The organism is Escherichia sp. MOD1-EC6162, from assembly GCF_002965125.1.
In the GTDB taxonomy this organism is placed as follows: Bacteria; Pseudomonadota; Gammaproteobacteria; order Enterobacterales; family Enterobacteriaceae; genus Escherichia; species Escherichia marmotae.
Genome location: NZ_PTSB01000020.1, coordinates 30,640 through 49,262 on the forward strand (window position 1 = coordinate 30,640; position 18,623 = coordinate 49,262).

The window sequence follows — 18,623 nt, forward strand, 5'->3', positions numbered from 1 at the left end:
TTTCTAAGAATTTTCTATCCGGGAAAAATAATCGAAATGAATCACTTACCGTGCGGGTTACGCGTGGTTTCCCCGGAGAAATTACGCATCAGCAGTGCGTAATTCAGCTCGAGATCCTGCGGAACCGGGAGCCACACGGTATAGCCATCGCCAGGCGCGACCGGCATCGCTTCACCTTTGGCGTTTTCCATGTGCTCAAGGGTAAAGTTGATATTGCCCTGTGGCGTCATCAGTTCCAGGCTGTCGCCAACGGAGAATTTATTTTTCACCGCTACGGCTGCCAGAGAGCCTTTACGCTCACCGGTAAACTCTCCAACAAACTGCTGGCGGTCAGAAACGGAATAACCGTATTCGTAGTTCTGGTAATCGTCGTGAGTATGACGACGCAGGAAACCTTCGGTGTAACCACGATGCGCCAGGCCTTCCAGTGTTTCCAGCAGGCTGGTGTCGAACGGTTTGCCCGCAGCGGCGTCATCGATAGCTTTACGATAAACCTGCGCGGTACGTGCACAATAGTAGAAAGATTTAGTGCGGCCTTCGATTTTCAGCGAATGCACGCCCATTTTGGTCAGGCGTTCAACGTGGGCGATGGCGCGCAGATCTTTCGAGTTCATGATGTAAGTGCCGTGCTCATCTTCAAACGCGGTCATATACTCGCCCGGGCGCTGGGCTTCTTCGATCATAAACACTTTGTCGGTTGGCGCACCGATACCCAGCGTCGGCTCGACGTTTTGCACCGGAATCGGCTCGTATTTGTGTACGATGTTGCCAACGTCATCTTCTTTCCCTTCCTGCACGTTGTACTCCCAACGGCAGGCGTTGGTGCAGGTGCCCTGGTTTGGATCGCGTTTGTTGATGTAGCCAGAGAGCAGGCAGCGGCCGGAGTAGGCCATGCACAGCGCGCCGTGAACGAAGATTTCAAGCTCCATATCCGGAACCTGATTGCGGATCTCTTCAATCTCTTCCAGCGACAGCTCGCGGGAGAGGATCACGCGGGTCAACCCCATTTGCTGCCAGAATTTCACCGTCGCCCAGTTTACGGCGTTGGCCTGCACGGAAAGGTGGATCGGCATTTCAGGGAAGTGTTCACGCACCAGCATAATCAGCCCCGGATCGGACATAATCAGTGCGTCCGGCCCCATTTCCACCACCGGTTTCAGATCACGGATAAAGGTTTTTAGCTTGGCATTGTGTGGCGCAATGTTGACCACGACATAAAACTTTTTCCCCAGCGCGTGGGCTTCATTGATGCCGAGCTGGAGATTTTCGTGGTTAAATTCGTTGTTGCGCACACGCAGGGAGTAACGCGGTTGCCCCGCATAAACAGCATCTGCGCCATAAGCGAAAGCGTAACGCATATTTTTCAGCGTTCCCGCCGGGGAAAGGAGTTCCGGTTTAAACATAATTCTCTCGTTCTGATGACAGGTCAGATCCGCTTCACCTGATGAAGCGGTTAGGGGAGTGTCCCCACTTTAAGGGCGGGCATTGTAGCGCAATCGGTGGGGTTGGCTCCAGTGCAAATGTCTGGTCGCGTCCTGGTTTTGGTAAGGATACGAATAACGATAATTTCTTCGGCACTTGCAGGAAATAAATAACGTGGCGTTCAAAAAGAAGAACAAAAATTCTTTCACCTGATATGAAACTTATCTTCCCATTATTTTAATGGCGCGGATTGATCCTTAGCATCAATAAGTAAGTGTTTATTAGAAATAAAACCGGGCGCGTTATCCGCGCCCGGCATAACAATTAAGTCTTATCTTTCACAGTCTGGCTTACGCCATTGTTTTTTACTGAGGCAATTCCGATTTCGCGTGATTGAGCGGTGGCGTACATTTGACTGGAGCCGATTATCTGATGATTAGCGGCTTTCAGATTGAAATAAAATTTGCCGTTGCTCGCTGTTTTTTTCTCATAGCGTTCATCCTGCGGGCTGTTGCTTTGCACAGAGGCAATGCCCTTTTCCGCAGCGGCTTTTGAGGTATACAGTTCGCTGGTGAGAATAGTCTCACCGTTACCCGCTTTTAACACAAACCGGAACTGATTATCACTGCTCTTATTGAGTTCAAACCAACCAGCCATAATGACTCCTTGATTGAAATTGCGTATTGAAAACAGTATGTAACGATTTAAGTATGGGTGATATTCATAAGGTTGCCAATCAGGGGAATACCCCCCTAAAGGAGCTGTCTCTTGATCAGATCTCCTGATCAAGAGACAGCTCCTTTCAGAGAGGGGCATGACGGATTAATAAACAAGGAATTCAGCCCTCGCGAGGGCAAAGATACGTTAAACAATGCGGCAGGCGTCGGCTTCCCAGCGATAACCGACACCATAAACGGCGCGGATAAATGACTGCTCTTCGTCCAGTGCTTCCAGCTTGCGGCGCAGGTTTTTAATGTGGCTATCGATGGTACGGTCGGTCACTACGCGGTAGTCGTCATAAAGATGATTGAGTAACTGCTCGCGGGAGAACACTTTTCCCGGTTCATGGGAGAGTGTTTTCAGCAGGCGAAATTCCGCAGGGGTCAGATCAAGCATTTTGCCGCGCCACGAAGCCTGAAAACGACCTTCGTCGATAATTAACGGGCTTTCTGCATCTTGCTGTTGCAACTCACGCTGCGGTTTGCAACGACGCAATATAGTTTTGACGCGCGCTACCACTTCCCGCGGGCTATACGGTTTACAGATGTAATCATCAGCACCGATTTCCAGCCCCAGCAGGCGGTCGATCTCTTCGATTTTCGCTGTCACCATAACAATGGGAATATCAGAAAAACGACGAATCTCCCGACACAGTGTCAGACCATCGGTGCCTGGTAGCATCAGATCTAACAGGATCAGATCCGGTGGCGTCTGGCGCACATACGGCAGTACCTGATCGCCGTGGCTAATCAACGTCGGCGCATAGCTTGCGGCACGCAGATAATCAATGAGCAACTGCCCCAGTTTGGGTTCATCTTCCACGATCAAAATACGCGGCGTGTTTTCGTCGATAGGTAACTCGGTCATACTTCTCTCTGTAAATCCCGTTCCAGCGGTAACTCTACTGTAATGCTAACCCCGCCAAAAGGCGAATGGGCGGCAACAATGCGACCATTATGTGCTTCAACAATGTTCAGGCAAATTGCCAACCCCAGCCCGGAGCCGCCGCTGGCACGGTTGCGGGAACCTTCCGTGCGATAAAAACGCTCAAACAATTTTTGTAACTGATCGTCGCTGACTCCCGGTGCGCTGTCGGCAAAGGTCAGATGCACCATTTTGTCGTGCTGTTCGGCGGAAATATGCAGGCCACCGCCACTGTCGGTGTAGCGCAGGCTGTTTTCCAGTAAGTTATTAAACAACTGCATTAAACGATCGCGATCGCCAAATACGGTAATGCTGTCCGGCAAGGAGAATTGCAGAGTCAACCCACGACTGGCGAAACGTTCGCGAAATGCGCCGCCCGCGACTTCAAGTAGTGGAACGAGATCCACCGTTGCTTTCTGGTAGGCGAGAGCGCCTTCATCAGACATCGACAACTGATGGAGATCGTCGACCAGTTTAGTCAACGTTCCGACCTCCGCCTGTAAAGAAGCCACTGTCTCTGGCGTGAATTTACGTACGCCATCCTGGATGGCTTCCAGTTCGCCGCGCAGTACCGCTAAAGGCGTGCGCAGTTCGTGAGAAATGTCGGCCATAAAATCGCGGCGCATCTGCTGGTTTTTCTCCAGCGTACTGGCGAGCTGGTTGAAGTCCTGTGCCAGTTTGCCCAGTTCGTCTTCGCTGGTGGGCGTCACGCGAGTGGTGAAATCACCTGCTGCCAGTTTGTGCGTGCCGTCAACTAACCGTTTTACCGGTGCCAGCAAGCCGCGTGCCAGTGGGAACGTCGCCAGCGCTGCCAGTAAAGTAGATAAAGCCACAATCAGCCAACTGGTTTGCCGTTGTTGCTTATCAAAATTGATATCGGTATTGCGGGTCAGCCGCTCGACAGGGGAGGCGATCACCGCGCCGACTTCCAGACCATTGACCAGAATAGGCCGCCGTGTGCCGTCCGGTGGAATAGGTGAGCGAGGGCCAACCAGCACTTTGTTATTTTGATCGACCACCCAGAACTGGGTGCGCCAGCCGTGCGGCGGCATACCGGGGCCGGGCTTATCGTCGTTGCTATCATGTTCAAGTGAACGCAGGATCTGAAACACAAAACGATCGTTGTTACGCAGGAAGCGCCAGTTGCCATGCTGGGCGTACTGCTCGCCAAGTGCGTCGCCAAGCATTTGCAGCCGTTGCTCATTGCCATGCTTAATGTAATCGATAAAGCCGCGCTCAAAACTGATACGCACCGCCCAGTGCATCGTGATCAGCAAGACGATGCAGGTGGCGAAGATCGCCAGAAACAGTTTGCCGGTAATGCCGGGCCGCCAGAACTTCATTCAGTGCTCCTTTTGCGCCGCGAAATAGCCACATTTTGATGTGTATCGTTCGGAACTCTGGCAAAGATGAACGCCGGAAGGGCGATAAGAAACGCCATGCTTAGCCAGGTGTACATAAAGACGGTTTGTGTGGCACCGCTGTCGACGCTGACATGCTGCGAACCAAAAAGCCCAAGCAACAGCCCGGCGATGGTCACGCCGATACTCATCGACAATTGCATAATCATCGACAGCAGGCTGTTGCCACTGCTTGCCAGTTTGTCCGGCAGATCTTTCAGTGTCAGCGTGTTCATGGAGGAAAAACGCGTTGAGTTGACCATCCCTTGTAAAAACAGAACGAATGGTAAAACGTAGTACCAGCCAAGCAGCGCGGTGGCCATAAACAGCAGTGTGACCAGCGACAGGCTCAGCGTAGTCGCCACCAGTACCCGACGATAACCAAAGCGGTTCACTACCTGCACGACTATCCGCTTCATCCCCATGCTGCCGAGCACCATTGGGATCATCATCAATCCGGCATGAAAGGGTGAGAAGCCGAGACCAATCTGCAAGAAAACCGGCGTCATAAAGGGCAACATACCGCTGCCGATACGTCCGGCGAAGCTCCCCGCCAGGCCCAACGAAAAGGTACGGGTGCGGAACAGTTTCAGGCTGAACAGGGCGCGGGCGTTATTTCTGGCATGTATGAGATAAAGCATAAGCGCCACCACGCCAACAGCAACCAGGCCAGCAATCGCCAGCGGCGATAAGCCCGTACCTTTACTGCCATCCAGCGCCAGCGTTAATACCGCCATGCCAACCGCCAGCAACAGAAAGCCGGAGAGATCAAAGCGCCGCGTCTGCATGGTGTAGTTCGGCATTAACATTAGTGTGGCGATCGCGCCGATAATTCCAACCGGAATGTTGATCAAAAAGATCCAGTGCCATGACGCGTACTCCACCAGCAGTCCGCCCAGCGCCGGGCCAAGCAGTGGGCCAACCTGGCCAGGCAGCGTCACAAAGGTCATCGCCGCCATATATTGCTCGCGCGGAACAATTTTCATCACCGTCAACCTGCCAACCGGCACCATCATCGCACCGCCCACGCCCTGCAATGCGCGCGCCAGCAACAGTTCATTAAGGGTGCCGGAAAGCGCGCAAAACAGTGAACCAAGGGTAAACAGGACAATAGCGGTAAAGAAAATATTGCGCACGCCGACTTTGTCCGCCAGCCAGCCGCTGGCAGGCAGCATCACCGCCACGGTCAGCACATAAGAGACAATGACCATGTGCATATGCAGCGGGCTTTCCCCCAGGCTTTGCGCCATTGAGGGAAGGGCAGTGTTAACGATGGTGGTGTCCAGCGACTGCATAAAGAAGCCGAAAGCCACAATCCACAATTGCCAGCGGGTGCTGTCGGGAAGATCTGTCATTTACTCGGTTACCGTTTCTTTAGATTTTCGCGAAAAACGCAGTCGCAGACGGTCGAAAAAGAGATACACCACCGGCGTGGTATACAGCGTCAGGAGCTGACTCATCACCAGGCCGCCGACAATGGTGATCCCCAATGGTTGCCGCAGTTCCGAGCCATCGCCGCCCGACAATACCAGCGGCAGCGCGCCAAACAGCGCCGCCAGGGTCGTCATCATTATCGGGCGAAAACGCAGCAGGCAGGCCTGGAAAATGGCCTCCTGCGGCGTCAGATTAGCGTGGCGTTGGGCTTCAAGCGCAAAATCGACCATCATGATGGCGTTTTTCTTCACGATGCCGATTAATAGCATAATCCCTATCAGGGCGACCAGGCTGAACGGAGCATTAAACAGCTCCAGCGCCAGTAGCGCTCCAACGCCCGCCGAGGGCAGGGTGGAGAGAATGGTCAGCGGATGCACGTAACTCTCGTACAACATCCCCAGCACGATATACACCGTGGCGATGGCCGCGATAATCAGGATCACCTGCGAATTCATCGTCTCCTGGAACACCTGCGCCGTTCCGGCAAAACTGCCGCGCACCGTGGAAGGTACGCCAAGCTGCGTCATTGCGCGGTCGATTGCCGCACTGGCGTCCGAGAGTGATTTCCCGGTCGGCAGGTTGAACGAGATGGTTGAGGCTGCGGACAGTCCCTGATGATTCACTGACAGCGGCGCATTCGCCGGTTGCCATTTAGCGAAATATGACAGCGGGATCGCTTTGCCTTCGTTATTAATGACGAACATTTTTTCCAGCGCGCTGATGTCCTGGGTATAGCGCGGATCAACTTCCATCACCACTTTATACTGGTTCATTGGCTGGTAAATGGTCGAGATTTGCCGCTGACCGAAGGCGTTATTCAGCAGGCTGTTAGCGGCCTGCACCTCGATTCCCAATCGCGCCATCGTGTCGCGGTCGTAAACCAGGTTCATCTCCGCGCCGTTGTCTTGCTGGTCAGAGTTAACGTCCGCCAGTTCCGGCAACGTCGCCAGTTTTTTGCGGATTTTCGGCTCCCATTCGCGCAGTGCTGCCAGATCGTCAGACAATAACGTGTACTGGTAGCTGGCGTTCGACTGACGTCCGCCAACGCGAATATCCTGTACCGCCATCAGGAACAGATTCGCCCCTGGCTCTTTCGCCAGCTTCACGCGCAGACGGTCGATAATTTGCTGGGCGGTTTCGCTGCGTTCATCGCGCGGTTTCAGCGTGATAAACATCATTCCGCTGTTAACTCGCGAGCCACCGGTAAAGCCAGTGACATTATCCACCGCCGGGTCATCACGGATAATTTTCATGAAGTCCTGCAACTTACCGCGCATCGCCTGAAACGAAATACTCTGATCGGCCTGTATCCCGCCCATCAGTACGCCGGTGTCCTGCTCCGGGAAGAAAGTTTTCGGGATCGAGATATACAGCCAGATATTCAGCGCAATGGTGCCAAGCAGCACTACGCCTACCAGACGGGTGTGATTGAGAACCCATTTCAGCGACTTGCCGTAGCCTTGTTGCAGTGCAACCAGCATCCGGCCAAAACCGCGTAACCGTGTTTGCTCACGCGGCTTGCTGGCTTTCAGCATCCAGCCGCACATCATCGGCGTCAGCGTCAGGGAAACCAGCAGTGAAATACCTATCGCCACCGAAAGCGTCACGGCAAACTCGCGTAACAAGCGCCCCGGCAAGCCGCCCATCAACAACAGCGGCAGGAACACAGCTACCAGTGACAGGCTCATCGACAGAACTGTAAAACCGACTTCGCGGGTGCCTTGCAGTGCGGCCTGTAGCGGTTTCATTCCCGCTTCCAGATGACGGGCAATGTTTTCCAGCACCACGATGGCGTCATCGACTACAAAGCCAGTAGCGATGGTGAGTGCCATCAGCGACAGGTTATTGAGACTGAAACCGCAAAGATACATCGCTGCAAAGGTGCCAATCAGCGAAACCGGCACTGCAACCGCAGGAATGATCGTCGCCCGACCTGAACGCAGGAACAAAAAGACCACTAAAATCACCAGCGCCACCGAAATAATCAGCGTCTGCTCGACTTCTTCCAGCGAGGCGCGAATGGTGGGGGAGCGATCCTGAGCTATTTGCAGATCAATCGCCGCCGGGATTGTCTCCTGTAACTCCGGTAATTTCGCCCGGATGCTGTCTACCGTCTGGATGATATTGGCTTCCGGCAGTTTGCGGATCATCAACAAAATAGCCGGTTTGGCGTTGGTCATCCCGGCGTTGCGCACATCCTGTACTGAGTCGGTTACCGTTGCCACATCACCCAGACGAACCGCGCCGCCGTTGTTGTAATGAATAATCAACGGCTGGTATTCGGCGGCAGTTTTCAGCTCATCGTTGGTCTGGATCTGCCAGCGGTGAGTGTCATCTTCCAGCGCCCCCTGCGGTTTACGCACGTTGGCATTGCTGATGGCGGTGCGCACATCGTCCAGCGACACGCCCTGATTAAACAGCGCCTGTGGATTCAGCCCGACGCGCACCGCAGGCAGCGAGCTGCCGCCGACATCGACATCACCGACGCCGTCGATTTGTGCAATTGTCGGAGCCAGTTGCGTCGAGGCAAAATCGTACAGTTCCCCCTGCGAATAAGTATCGGACGTCAGGGTCAGGATCATAATTGGTGCATCCGACGGGTTCGCTTTGCGATAAGTCGGACGGCTTGGCATCCCACTGGGCAGCAGACTTTGGGCGGCGTTGATCGCCGCCTGTACATCGCGCGCCGCGCCGTTGATATCCCGGTCAAAATCAAACTGCAAAATGATACGCGTGCTGCCGAGCGAACTGCTGGAGGTCATTTCACTGACCCCGGCAATGCGCCCAAGCGAGCGTTCCAGCGGTGTGGCAACGGAAGACGCCATCGTTTCTGGCGACGCACCGGGCAGCGAGGCGCTGACCATAATTACCGGAAAATCGACCTGCGGCAGCGGGGCGACCGGCAGCATACGGAAGCCCAGTATGCCGCAAAGGGTAATGGCAACCGACAGTAAAATCGTCGCCACCGGGCGGTAAATGAAGAGGGCAAAAAACTTCACTTACGCCTCCTCTTCATGGCGGGCAAAGCGGCTTTTGGTCCACAATGCCAGGCGGTCGAACAGCAGATAAATCACCGGCGTGGTGAACAGCGTCAGCACCTGACTGACAACCAGACCGCCGACCATGCCGATACCTAACGGACGACGCAGTTCCGCGCCGACTCCGGTACTCAACATCAGCGGCAATGCACCGAGCAGCGCTGCCAGCGTGGTCATCAGGATCGGACGAAAACGCAGCAGGCAGGCCTGGTAGATGGCATCTCGCGGTGACATGCCTTGCTCGCGCTCAGCGGCCAGCGCGAAGTCGATCATCATGATGGCGTTTTTCTTCACAATACCGATCAGCAAAATAATGCCGATGATGGCGATCACATCCAGCTCACTACCGGCAATCAGCAACGCCAGCAATGCGCCGACACCTGCCGTTGGCAACGTCGAGAGAATAGTGATCGGGTGAATAAAGCTTTCGTACAGAATACCGAGCACGATATACATCGCCACCACTGCCGCGACAATCAGCCAGACAGTGCTACCCAATGCCGACTGGAAGGCGAGGGTACTACCCTGGAATTGCGTGGTGATATCCACTGGCAGATTTAGCGCCTTCTCGGTATCCATAATCGCCTGCACCGCATCGCCCAGTGAATAGTTATCCGGCACGTTAAAGGAGATGGTCGTTACCGGGAACTGATCCAGATGGTTGATGGAGAGCGGCGCAAAACGCTGCTCAATTTTAGCTATCGAGCTGAGTGGCACTACGCCGCCGTCGCTGCTGGTCAGGCGAATGGTATCCAGCGCCGCCAGCCCTGGTGTGTTTTCAGTGTTGTGCTCCAGCACCACGCGATACTGGTTGGCCTGAGTATAAATCGTCGAAATTAGCCGCTGACCAAAGGCGTTGTACAGGGCGTTATCAACATCCGCCATGCTGATCCCCAGACGGCTGGCGCTGTCGCGATCAACGTTAACATACGCCACCAGTCCTTTGTCCTGCCAGTCGCTGGAGACATCAGAAAGCTGCGGCAGTTGCTGGAGTTTTTCCATTAGCTGCGGCACCCAGGTACTGAGCGCATCCAGAGACGTGGCCTGCAATGTAAACTGGTACTGCGTGCGGCTGACCTGAGTATCGATGGTCAGATCCTGCGTTGGCTGCAGGAAGAGATCGACGCCCGGCACTTTATCTACCGCCGTTTGCAAACGGGCGATAACTTTTTGTACCCGATCATCACGCTCATCCAGCGGTTTCAGATTGATCTGCAAACGCGCACTGTTCAGCGACGGGTTAGTGCCATCAACGCCCACAAATGAGGTCAGGCTTTGCACTGCCGGGTCTTGCAAAATCACCTCCGCGACCTGGCGTTGCCGCTGGGCCATATTGGCAAAGGAGCTGGATTGCGGTGCCTGCAAGGTGCCCTGAATAATGCCGTTATCCTGCACCGGGAAGAAGCCTTTTGGAATAAACACCCACAGCAGCACGCTAAGCAGCAGCGTACTGAGCGCCACGCTTAAGGTCAGCCACGGATGATTCAGCACTTTCGTAAGTCCGCGACCATAGGCGGCGATTATCCGCTCGAACATTTTTTCCGAGGCGCGGGAGAAGCGGTTCTGTTTACGCAGCGACTCCTGGCTAAGCATCCGCGCGCACATCATCGGCGTCAGGGTCAGCGACACGACGGCTGAGATCAAAATCGCTACTGCCAGAGTAATGGCAAATTCGCGGAACAGTCGCCCGACGATATCGCCCATAAACAGCAATGGGATCAGCACTGCAATCAGCGAGAAGGTCAGCGAGATAATGGTAAAGCCGATTTCGCCTGCACCCTTGAGCGCCGCTGCCAGCGGTTTTTCACCTTTTTCGATATAGCGCGAAATGTTTTCGATCACCACGATGGCATCATCGACCACAAACCCGGTGGCGATGGTTAACGCCATCAGGGTCAGGTTATTGATCGAGAAATCGAGAAATACCATGACCGCGAAGGTGCCGATTAACGACAGCGGCACCGCGACGCCAGGAATGATGGTTGCCGGAATATTTCGTAGAAACAGGTAGATAATCATCACCACCAGCGCGATAGCCATCATCAGCTCAAACTGGGTATCGTCGACCGATGCGCGGATATTGGTGGTGCGGTCAGAAAGCACCGTCACTTTTACCGATTTCGGCAGACTCTCAGTGAGCTGCGGCAGCATCTGACGAATGCTGTCAGCGGTGGAGATAATGTTAGCGCCAGGCTGGCGCTGAACATTCATGACGATGGCTTGTTCTTTATTCGCCCACGCACCAAGCCAGGTGTTTTCCGCCCCTTGTTCTACGGTAGCGACATCGCCAAGACGAATCGGCGCGCCGTTCTGGTACGCGATAATTAACTGACGGTACTCTTCCGCAGACTGCATTTGATCGTTTGCGGAAAGCGTGACTGCGCGGGAGGGGCCGTCGAGGCTACCTTTAGCCGAGTTAACGTTCGCGCCGGTAATAGCTGTGCGTACAGTTTCGCTGGTCAGGCCGAGGGCGGCAATCGCCTGAGCGTTAAGTTTGACGCGAACGGCCGGACGCTGACCGCCGGAAAGCGTTACCAGCCCGACGCCGGAAATCTGCGAGATTTTCTGCGCCACGCGGGTTTCTACCATATCTTCCACCTGCGTCATCGGCATGGCGGTTGAGGTAACGGCAAGCGTCATGATCGGCGGATCTGCCGGATTCACTTTGCTGTAAACCGGTGGGTTAGGCAGATCGCCTGGTAACAGGTTAGTGGCGGCGTTAATTGCGGCCTGCACTTCCTGCTCGGCAACGTCCAGCGGTAATGTTAGCTGGAACTGTAAAGTGATGACCGACGCGCCGCCGGAACTTTGCGACGACATCTGTTTCAGTCCGGACATTTGCCCGAACTGGCGTTCAAGTGGCGCGGTAACGGCAGAGGTCATCACATCCGGGCTGGCACCGGGGTAAAGCGTAACCACTTGAATCGTCGGATAATCCACTTCCGGCAACGCCGAAACGGGCAGGGTGCGGTAGCCAATAATCCCGGCGAGTAAGATCGCTACCATCAGCAGCGTGGTGGCGACAGGACGCATAATAAACAGGCGCGACGGGCCGCCTGTGCTGCTCGGAGGTAACACCTGCATCAGGAGCGCGCTCCTTTTTTCGCATATTCGCGGCTGGTGGCTTTCTCTTCTGGTGTGCTTGTGCCTTGCGCTTCAACCACTTCCACTTTCGCCCCTTCGGTCAGGCGGTCAATGCCGTCCGTCACTACCCGATCGCCTGCGGAAATACCTGCGCGGATCACCACTTTCTGGCTGTCCTGAATGCCCGGTGTCACCAGATGCTTGCTGACTTTGTTTTCGCTATTCAGCACCCAGACAAAGTGGCCTTCGTTACCCATTTGCAGTGCAGCGGTTGGGATTACCACGGCGTTTTGTTCAGTGTCCACTAACATGCGGGCGTTAACAAACTGGTTGGGGAACAGCGCATCATCCTGATTATTAAAGCGTGCTTTTACTTTGATGGTGCCAGTGGTGGCGTCGATTTGGTTATCGAGACTTAACAGCGTACCTTCACTTAATTTCTTCGAGTTGGTGCGATCCCAGGCTTCAACAACCAGCGGTTTTCCGGATTTTTGTGCCTGCACAACGGTGGCGATATCGCTTTCCGGTAGAGTAAATACCAGATCGATAGGATGTGTCTGGGTGATCACCACAATGCCAGTGGTATCGCCGCTGGAGATTTGGTTACCGACATCAACCTGTTTCAGGCCAACCCGACCATCGACTGGTGCGGTAATGCGACTCCAGTCGAGTTGCAGTTGTGCGCTGGCAACGCTGGCTTCATCCGCCTTAATGGTGCCTTCGGTTTCACTGACCAGTGCCTGTTGGGCATCCAGTTCCTGACGGGAAACGAGGTTGGTTTTTGCCAGTTGTTGATAACGCGCCAAATCACGGCGGGCATTGGCAAGTGTGGCTTTATCTTTTGCCAGTTGTCCTTGTGCCTGGGCCAGTGCAACTTTGAACTGGCTGGGATCAATCTCAGCCAGTAAATCCCCCGCTTTTACCTGCTGACCTTCCTGAAAATGCAACGCCATCAACTGGCCGTCAACGCGACTGCGCACTGTGACGGTGTTTGCAGCGGTAATGGTGCCAAGCCCGGTGAGATAACGCGGAACTGCCTGTTCAACGGCAGTTGCTGCCTGCACGGGAGCCAGCGGTCCGGAGCGCATACCACGACGGCCACCGGCTGGCGGCTGCTGCGCTTGCTTCGTCGCACCTGGCGCTGCGCTCTGGGATTCATTGCGGCCTTGCCAGAACCAGAATGCGGCTATGGCGGCGATAACCACCACGATTACGATTACCCAACGGGATTTATAACTGCCTTTCATCGTTAAGAGTTTCTCTTCCTGAAACGTTTCGCGGAATGATACTAGTGTAGCCAGCTAATCAGGGAGAAAAATGGAGGAATTATGAAACAGTTTCGCGAATCGTCTGAATGGTTGTGCACTTTGCGAGCGCGCATCCAGTAATAACATGTGAAACTATTTTATCTGCAGGTTAGCGATAGACTACGTGCATGGCGATAAGGAGGTAAGCCGACGATTTCAGCGGGATGCTGAAACGGGAAAGCCCCTCCCGAAGAAGGGGCCTTAAAGAAGGAAAGGGTCATGATGAAATGGATCATCATCGTGGTGCTCTTAGTCATTAGCTTACCGGCTTACTAAGACTACCAGGGCGGGGGAAACCCCGCTCAACCCTCACTCCTGAAAGTATGTCACTCCCCCCTTACTGTCAATCTATAAGACCTCGTTCTTGCGAGGCGAATAGCAAAATTATCTACGCAGTTGGACTGAATTCTGAAAGTTGTTTCACCTGCTCTTAATTCATTATTGCAGTCGGTATGATACCGAACCTTAATAATTCTCTAAGAAAGGATCTCTTATGAGCGAACAAATCACCTTTGCCACCAGCGATTTTGCCAGTAATCCGGAACCACGTTGCCCCTGCATTTTGCTGCTGGATGTTTCTGGTTCGATGAACGGCAAACCCATTAATGAACTTAACGCCGGATTGGTTACCTTTCGCGATGAACTGCTTGCCGATCCGCTGGCATTAAAAAGAGTCGAACTGGGTATTGTGACTTTCGGCCCGGTGTATGTGGAACAACCATTTACCAGCGCCGCTAACTTTTTCCCACCCATCCTGTTTGCTCAGGGCGATACACCCATGGGCGCAGCCATTACCAAAGCCTTGAATATGGTTGAGGAACGTAAGCGGGAGTATCGTGCCAATGGTATCTCCTATTATCGTCCGTGGATTTTCCTGATCACCGATGGCGCGCCAACCGATGAGTGGCAGACTGCCGCCCACAAAGTGTTTCAGGGGGAAGACGCTAAGAAGTTTGCTTTTTTCACCATTGGTGTTCAGGGGGCTGATATGAAGACCCTGGCACAAATCAGCGTCCGCCAGCCTTTGACACTGCAAGGATTACAATTCCGCGAATTGTTTAGTTGGTTATCCAGTTCGCTACGTTCGGTTTCCCGTTCCACGCCGGGAACGGAAGTTGTACTGGAAGCACCGAAAGGTTGGACGTCAGTGTGAGCTGGCGCCTGGTTTATGCATCTGCCGTCGGAACGTCGCACATCAGCTCAGGCTTGCCTTGCCAGGATGCCTGCCAGATGCAGGTTGTCTGGCTAAAAGACCAGCAGCCATTACTGGTGGTGTTTCTTGCTGATGGCGCAGGTAGCGTGTCGCTGGGTGGTGAAGGCGCGATGCTTGCTGTCAATGAAGCGATGGCTTATATGTTGCAGAAAGTGCAGGGCGGGGAATTGGGGCTTAATGACGTCCTCGCCACGGATATTGTGCTGTCTATTCGTCAGCGACTTTTTGCCGAGGCTGAAGCCAAAGAATTAGCGGTTCGCGATTTTGCCTGCACGTTTCTGGGATTGATTTCATCGGCTAACGGCACCTTGATTATGCAGATTGGCGATGGTGGCGTGGTGGTGGATTTTGGTCACGGCCTGCAACTGCCGCTCATGCCGATGGTGGGTGAATATGCCAATATGACGCACTTCGTTACCGATGAAGATGCCGTTTCCAGACTGGAAACTTACACCTGCACTGAACGGGCGGTAAAAGTGGCAACATTTACGGATGGCATTCAACGGCTGGCATTAAATATGCTGGATAACGTGCCCCATGGGCCTTTCTTTGCGCCATTTTTCAATGGACTCAAATCAGCTACGCCTGAACAATACGATTTACTGCCAGATTTATTGAAGCAATTTTTGTTCAGTGAGGCAGTAAATGAACGCACGAACGATGATAAAACGCTGGCGCTGGCTATTTGGTTACCATGAAATCAACCTTGTATACCGCTACTGGCGAGTGCGTTACGCCAGACCGTGAACTGGGCAAAGGTGGCGAAGGTGCGGTTTATGATATTGAGGAGTTTGTCGATAGCGTCGCCAAGATTTATCACACGCCGCCACCCGCCTTAAAACAGGACAAACTTGCCTTTATGGCGGCGACAGTTGATGCGCAGTTGCTGAATTATGTCGCCTGGCCGCAGGCAACGCTTCACGCCGGGCGCGGCGGAAAAACCATCGGTTTTATGATGCCAAAGGTTTCAGGTAAAGAACCGATTCATATGATCTATAGCCCGGCACATCGTCGCCAGAGTTACCCTCATTGTGCGTGGGATTTTCTACTCTATGTTGCGCGTAATATAGCTTCATCTTTTGCTACGATTCACGAGCACGGGCATGTCGTGGGTGACGTAAACCAGAATAGCTTTATGGTAGGCCGCGATAGCAAAGTTGTATTGATCGACAGTGATTCCTTTCAGATTAATGCCAATGGCACGCTGCATTTATGCGAAGTCGGCGTGTCGCATTTTACGCCGCCAGAACTGCAAAGCTTGCCGTCATTTGTTGGCTTTGAACGCACAGTGAATCACGATAATTTTGGCCTTGCGTTGCTGATTTTTCACGTCTTATTTGGTGGGCGTCATCCTTATTCCGGTGTGCCGCTTATACCTGAAGCGGGTAATGCGCTGGAGACGGATATTGCCCATTTCCGTTATGCCTACGCGTCGGACAGTCAGCAACGAGGATTAAAACCGCCGCCACGATCTATTCCGTTATCGATTCTACCAACCCATATTGAAGCGCTGTTTCAGCAGGCGTTCACCGAAAGTGGCGTGGCAACCGCGCGTCCGACGGCAAAAACATGGGTAGCGGCACTTGATTCTCTACGCCAACAGTTAAAGAAATGTACCGTTTCAGCAATGCATATTTACCCGGATCATTTAACTGACTGCCCGTGGTGTGCGCTCGATAATCAAGGCGTTATCTATTTTATTGATCCCGGTGAAGAGGTCATTACCACCGGCGGAAATTTTGTGCTGGCGAAAGTCTGGGCGATGGTAATGGCGTCAGTGCCACCGCCAGCATTACAGTTACCATTACCGGGACATTTCCAACTTACTGGCAGGCTGCTTCCTGTTGGGGTACTAAGGAGTAAATACATCATTCTGATTGAGATCGCGTTGTCAGCGTTATCGCTGTTACTTTGCGGTCTTCAGGCGGAACCGCGCTATATCGTTTTGGTTCCCGTGCTGGCGGCTATCTGGATTATTGGCAGTCTGGCAAGCAAAGCGTACAAAGCAGAAGTCCAACGACGCCGTGAGGCGTTTAATAGCGCAAAAATGGACTATGACCATTTAGTTAACCAGATCCAGCAGGCAGGTGGGCTGGAAGGTTTTATCGCTAAACGGACGATGCTCGAAAAAATGAAGAGCGAGCTTCTCGGTCTGCCGGAAGAAGAAACGCAAGCGTTGGCAGCACTCCATGACACAGCACGGGAACGCCAGAAGCACAAATTCCTCGAAGGATTTTTTATTGATACCGCGTCGATTCCAGGCGTTGGCACGGCTCGTAAAGCGGCGTTACGTTCCTTTGGTATTGAAACGGCGGCGGATGTTACCCGACGCGGCGTTAAGCAAGTGAAAGGGTTTGGCGACCATCTGACCCAGGCTGTCATTGACTGGAAAGCGAGCTGCGAACGCCGATTTGTGTTCAGGCCGAATGAAGCGGTAACGCCAGCAGACAGGCAGGCGGTAATGGCGAAAATTGCCGCCAAACGACATCGACTGGAATCGGCGTTGACTGTCGGCGCGACAGAATTGCAGCGTTTCCGTCTTCATGCTTCTGCACGGACTATGCCGTTGCTGGAACCGTTACGTCAGGCGGCGGAGAAACTGGCTCAGGTGCAGGCAGATTTAAGCCGTTGCTGAGCCATCCTTCATTTAACGAAATACCACTTCCGCCCAGCGTGCCAGTCCGGCGGTGACGGAGCCAAAGTCATCGCCGCCAGCAATCGGAATCCCCGGCAACTGTTCCGCCAGTGCCTTTTTAATCAGCGGCGAGCGGGCGCTACCACCAGTCAGATAGATGACGTCCGGTTTTTCCTGGGCGTTATCCAGCGCCAGTTGCACCTGTTCCAGAATCCGCGCCAACGGCTGGTTGAGGGCGCTCTCCAACCCTTGCTGGCTAATCAGCGTAGCCAGTTCGTCGCGGATAAATGGCAGCGACGCGCGAGTTTCAACTTCACTGGAAAGCGCAATTTTGCTCTCTTCTGCGCAGCGTACCAGGCGATAACTTAAACGTTGCCGCCAGACTTTCTGCAACAGGGCAACTTTTTCCGGTTCGCGGGCATCTCGTACTAAATCATTAAGCAGACGACCATTGGCGCTACTGTAGAAATCGCTTTGCGCAGGTACGTCGTTGATGGCGACCGCATTCCACCACGGCAGAATCGGCAGGGCGATACCTTTTTCTGTATCGCCACCCATGCCCAGCAGTGGCATCAGGTGTTTAAACGCCAGTGCGATATCCAGATCGTTACCGCCAATACGGCAGCCACTGTGACCAAGCAGACTGGCTTCACGATCCAGGCGCGAACGCCACTGGGGGCCCATAAGCAACAATGAACAGTCAGTCGTACCGCCACCGATATCCACCACCAGTACACGTTTTTCTTCCTGCAAGGTCGCTTCGTAATCCAGCCCGGCCGCCACCGGTTCGTACTGGAATACCACATCCTTGAACCCGGCACGCTTCGCCGCACGTTCGAGGATCCCCTGCGCCTGGGCGTTAGCTTCATCGCCACCCAGCCCCTGGAAGTTAATCGGACGGCCAATCACCGCTTGGGTAATCGCTTCAGGTAACTGCGTTTGTGCCTGTTGGCGAATGTGTAACATCATTGCGCAGACCAGATCTTCAAACAGCGCCACCTGCTGCGGTTTTAAACCGCTGGCTCCGAGGAACGATTTCGGTGATTTCACAAACCACACTTCTTCCGGATCATCAATGTACTGCGCCAGTGAGGAAAGACCGAACTGCACGCTTTTCGCCGTAACATCGATATCTTCTTCGCGGTTGTAACGAATCGCCCGACGCAGCAGCGCCTGCGTTTCATCGTCGTTTGCCGGAACATCATGATGGCGGTACAGCCATTCGCTTACAGCTTCACGCGTTGGTGCGCAAAGCATTGAAGGCAGCAGCGAGCTGTCATTTTCCATTTTCAGCAACTGTGGTTTACCGTCACGCATCACCGCTACTGAACAGTTTGCTGTACCGTAATCAAAACCAATAAACACGAAATAATCCCCATGCCGGTGAAGAAGGGGCGTGACTTTAGCGAAATGTTGTCGCCGCGACAACCGGAATATGAAAGCAAA

Annotated in this window: 13 protein-coding genes; 4 read left to right on the forward strand and 9 right to left on the reverse strand. The window is 53.7% G+C overall.

The genetic code is table 11. From position 1 onward, the window contains the following. Positions 1 to 41 precede the first annotated feature (41 nt). From trhP to mdtA, 8 genes are all read right to left on the reverse strand, one after another. On the reverse strand, positions 42 to 1,403 hold the full coding sequence (gene trhP, locus A9587_RS16475; protein WP_000476033.1) for a prephenate-dependent tRNA uridine(34) hydroxylase TrhP: 1,362 nt from the start codon (positions 1,401 to 1,403) through the stop codon (positions 42 to 44). A 343-nt stretch (positions 1,404 to 1,746) separates the two neighbouring features. Continuing rightward, entirely contained in the window at positions 1,747 to 2,079 is a 333-nt protein-coding gene (locus A9587_RS16480; RefSeq protein ID WP_001516646.1) for a YegP family protein, read from the reverse strand. Positions 2,080 to 2,286: 207 nt separating this feature from the next. Then, positions 2,287 to 3,009, reverse strand: coding sequence for a two-component system response regulator BaeR (gene baeR / locus A9587_RS16485; protein WP_000137876.1), 723 nt, complete (start codon positions 3,007 to 3,009; stop codon positions 2,287 to 2,289). Then, positions 3,006 to 4,409, reverse strand: a complete 1,404-nt coding sequence (gene baeS, locus A9587_RS16490) for a two-component system sensor histidine kinase BaeS (RefSeq protein WP_000675181.1) — start codon at positions 4,407 to 4,409, stop codon at positions 3,006 to 3,008. Before baeS ends, baeR begins: the two co-directional genes overlap by 4 nt. Continuing rightward, a complete protein-coding gene (locus tag A9587_RS16495; protein WP_105263823.1) occupies positions 4,406 to 5,821 on the reverse strand; it encodes an MFS transporter in 1,416 nt (471 codons plus the stop codon). The genes baeS and A9587_RS16495 overlap by 4 nt, the downstream gene beginning before the upstream one ends. Beyond that, the gene (gene mdtC, locus A9587_RS16500; RefSeq protein ID WP_105263824.1) at positions 5,822 to 8,899 is read right to left on the reverse strand and encodes a multidrug efflux RND transporter permease subunit MdtC; all 3,078 of its coding nucleotides are present in this window, start codon (positions 8,897 to 8,899) and stop codon (positions 5,822 to 5,824) included. Continuing rightward, positions 8,900 to 12,022, reverse strand: coding sequence for a multidrug efflux RND transporter permease subunit MdtB (mdtB, locus tag A9587_RS16505; protein WP_105263825.1), 3,123 nt, complete (start codon positions 12,020 to 12,022; stop codon positions 8,900 to 8,902). It abuts the gene before it with no gap. After that, positions 12,022 to 13,269, reverse strand: a complete 1,248-nt coding sequence (gene mdtA / locus A9587_RS16510) for a multidrug efflux RND transporter subunit MdtA (protein WP_000679018.1) — start codon at positions 13,267 to 13,269, stop codon at positions 12,022 to 12,024. Before mdtA ends, mdtB begins: the two co-directional genes overlap by 1 nt. A 279-nt stretch (positions 13,270 to 13,548) precedes the next feature. On the opposite strand from mdtA, the gene A9587_RS24485 reads away from it, so the two are divergent. From A9587_RS24485 to A9587_RS16525, 4 genes are all read left to right on the forward strand, one after another. Next, positions 13,549 to 13,605 carry a type I toxin-antitoxin system Ibs family toxin gene (locus tag A9587_RS24485; protein WP_106907789.1) on the forward strand — a complete coding sequence of 19 codons (57 nt, stop codon included), beginning with the start codon at positions 13,549 to 13,551 and terminating at the stop codon, positions 13,603 to 13,605. Between the two features lie 217 nt (positions 13,606 to 13,822). Beyond that, positions 13,823 to 14,482 carry a vWA domain-containing protein gene (locus tag A9587_RS16515; RefSeq protein ID WP_000003146.1) on the forward strand — a complete coding sequence of 220 codons (660 nt, stop codon included), beginning with the start codon at positions 13,823 to 13,825 and terminating at the stop codon, positions 14,480 to 14,482. Next, on the forward strand, positions 14,479 to 15,240 hold the full coding sequence (locus tag A9587_RS16520) for a PP2C family serine/threonine-protein phosphatase (RefSeq protein WP_064767429.1): 762 nt from the start codon (positions 14,479 to 14,481) through the stop codon (positions 15,238 to 15,240). The genes A9587_RS16515 and A9587_RS16520 overlap by 4 nt, the downstream gene beginning before the upstream one ends. Continuing rightward, complete coding sequence (locus tag A9587_RS16525) at positions 15,237 to 17,177, forward strand: helix-hairpin-helix domain-containing protein (RefSeq protein WP_105263826.1); 1,941 nt, start codon at positions 15,237 to 15,239, stop codon at positions 17,175 to 17,177. Before A9587_RS16520 ends, A9587_RS16525 begins: the two co-directional genes overlap by 4 nt. A 12-nt stretch (positions 17,178 to 17,189) precedes the next feature. On the opposite strand, the gene yegD is transcribed toward A9587_RS16525, so the two are convergent. Further along, positions 17,190 to 18,542 carry a molecular chaperone gene (gene yegD, locus A9587_RS16530; protein ID WP_105263827.1) on the reverse strand — a complete coding sequence of 451 codons (1,353 nt, stop codon included), beginning with the start codon at positions 18,540 to 18,542 and terminating at the stop codon, positions 17,190 to 17,192. Between the last annotated feature and the right edge of the window lie 81 nt (positions 18,543 to 18,623).

Excerpts from the sequence above, each read along its gene's own strand:
- trhP (WP_000476033.1), bottom strand. The coding sequence starts at position 1,403 with ATGTTTAAACCGGAACTCCTTTCCCCGGCGGGAACGCTGAAAAATATG.
- A9587_RS16480 (WP_001516646.1), bottom strand. The coding sequence starts at position 2,079 with ATGGCTGGTTGGTTTGAACTCAATAAGAGCAGTGATAATCAGTTCCGG.
- baeR (WP_000137876.1), bottom strand. The coding sequence starts at position 3,009 with ATGACCGAGTTACCTATCGACGAAAACACGCCGCGTATTTTGATCGTG.
- baeS (WP_000675181.1), bottom strand. The coding sequence starts at position 4,409 with ATGAAGTTCTGGCGGCCCGGCATTACCGGCAAACTGTTTCTGGCGATC.
- A9587_RS16495 (WP_105263823.1), bottom strand. The coding sequence starts at position 5,821 with ATGACAGATCTTCCCGACAGCACCCGCTGGCAATTGTGGATTGTGGCT.
- mdtB (WP_105263825.1), bottom strand. The coding sequence starts at position 12,022 with ATGCAGGTGTTACCTCCGAGCAGCACAGGCGGCCCGTCGCGCCTGTTT.
- mdtA (WP_000679018.1), bottom strand. The coding sequence starts at position 13,269 with ATGAAAGGCAGTTATAAATCCCGTTGGGTAATCGTAATCGTGGTGGTT.
- A9587_RS16515 (WP_000003146.1), top strand. The coding sequence starts at position 13,823 with ATGAGCGAACAAATCACCTTTGCCACCAGCGATTTTGCCAGTAATCCG.
- A9587_RS16525 (WP_105263826.1), top strand. The coding sequence starts at position 15,237 with ATGAAATCAACCTTGTATACCGCTACTGGCGAGTGCGTTACGCCAGAC.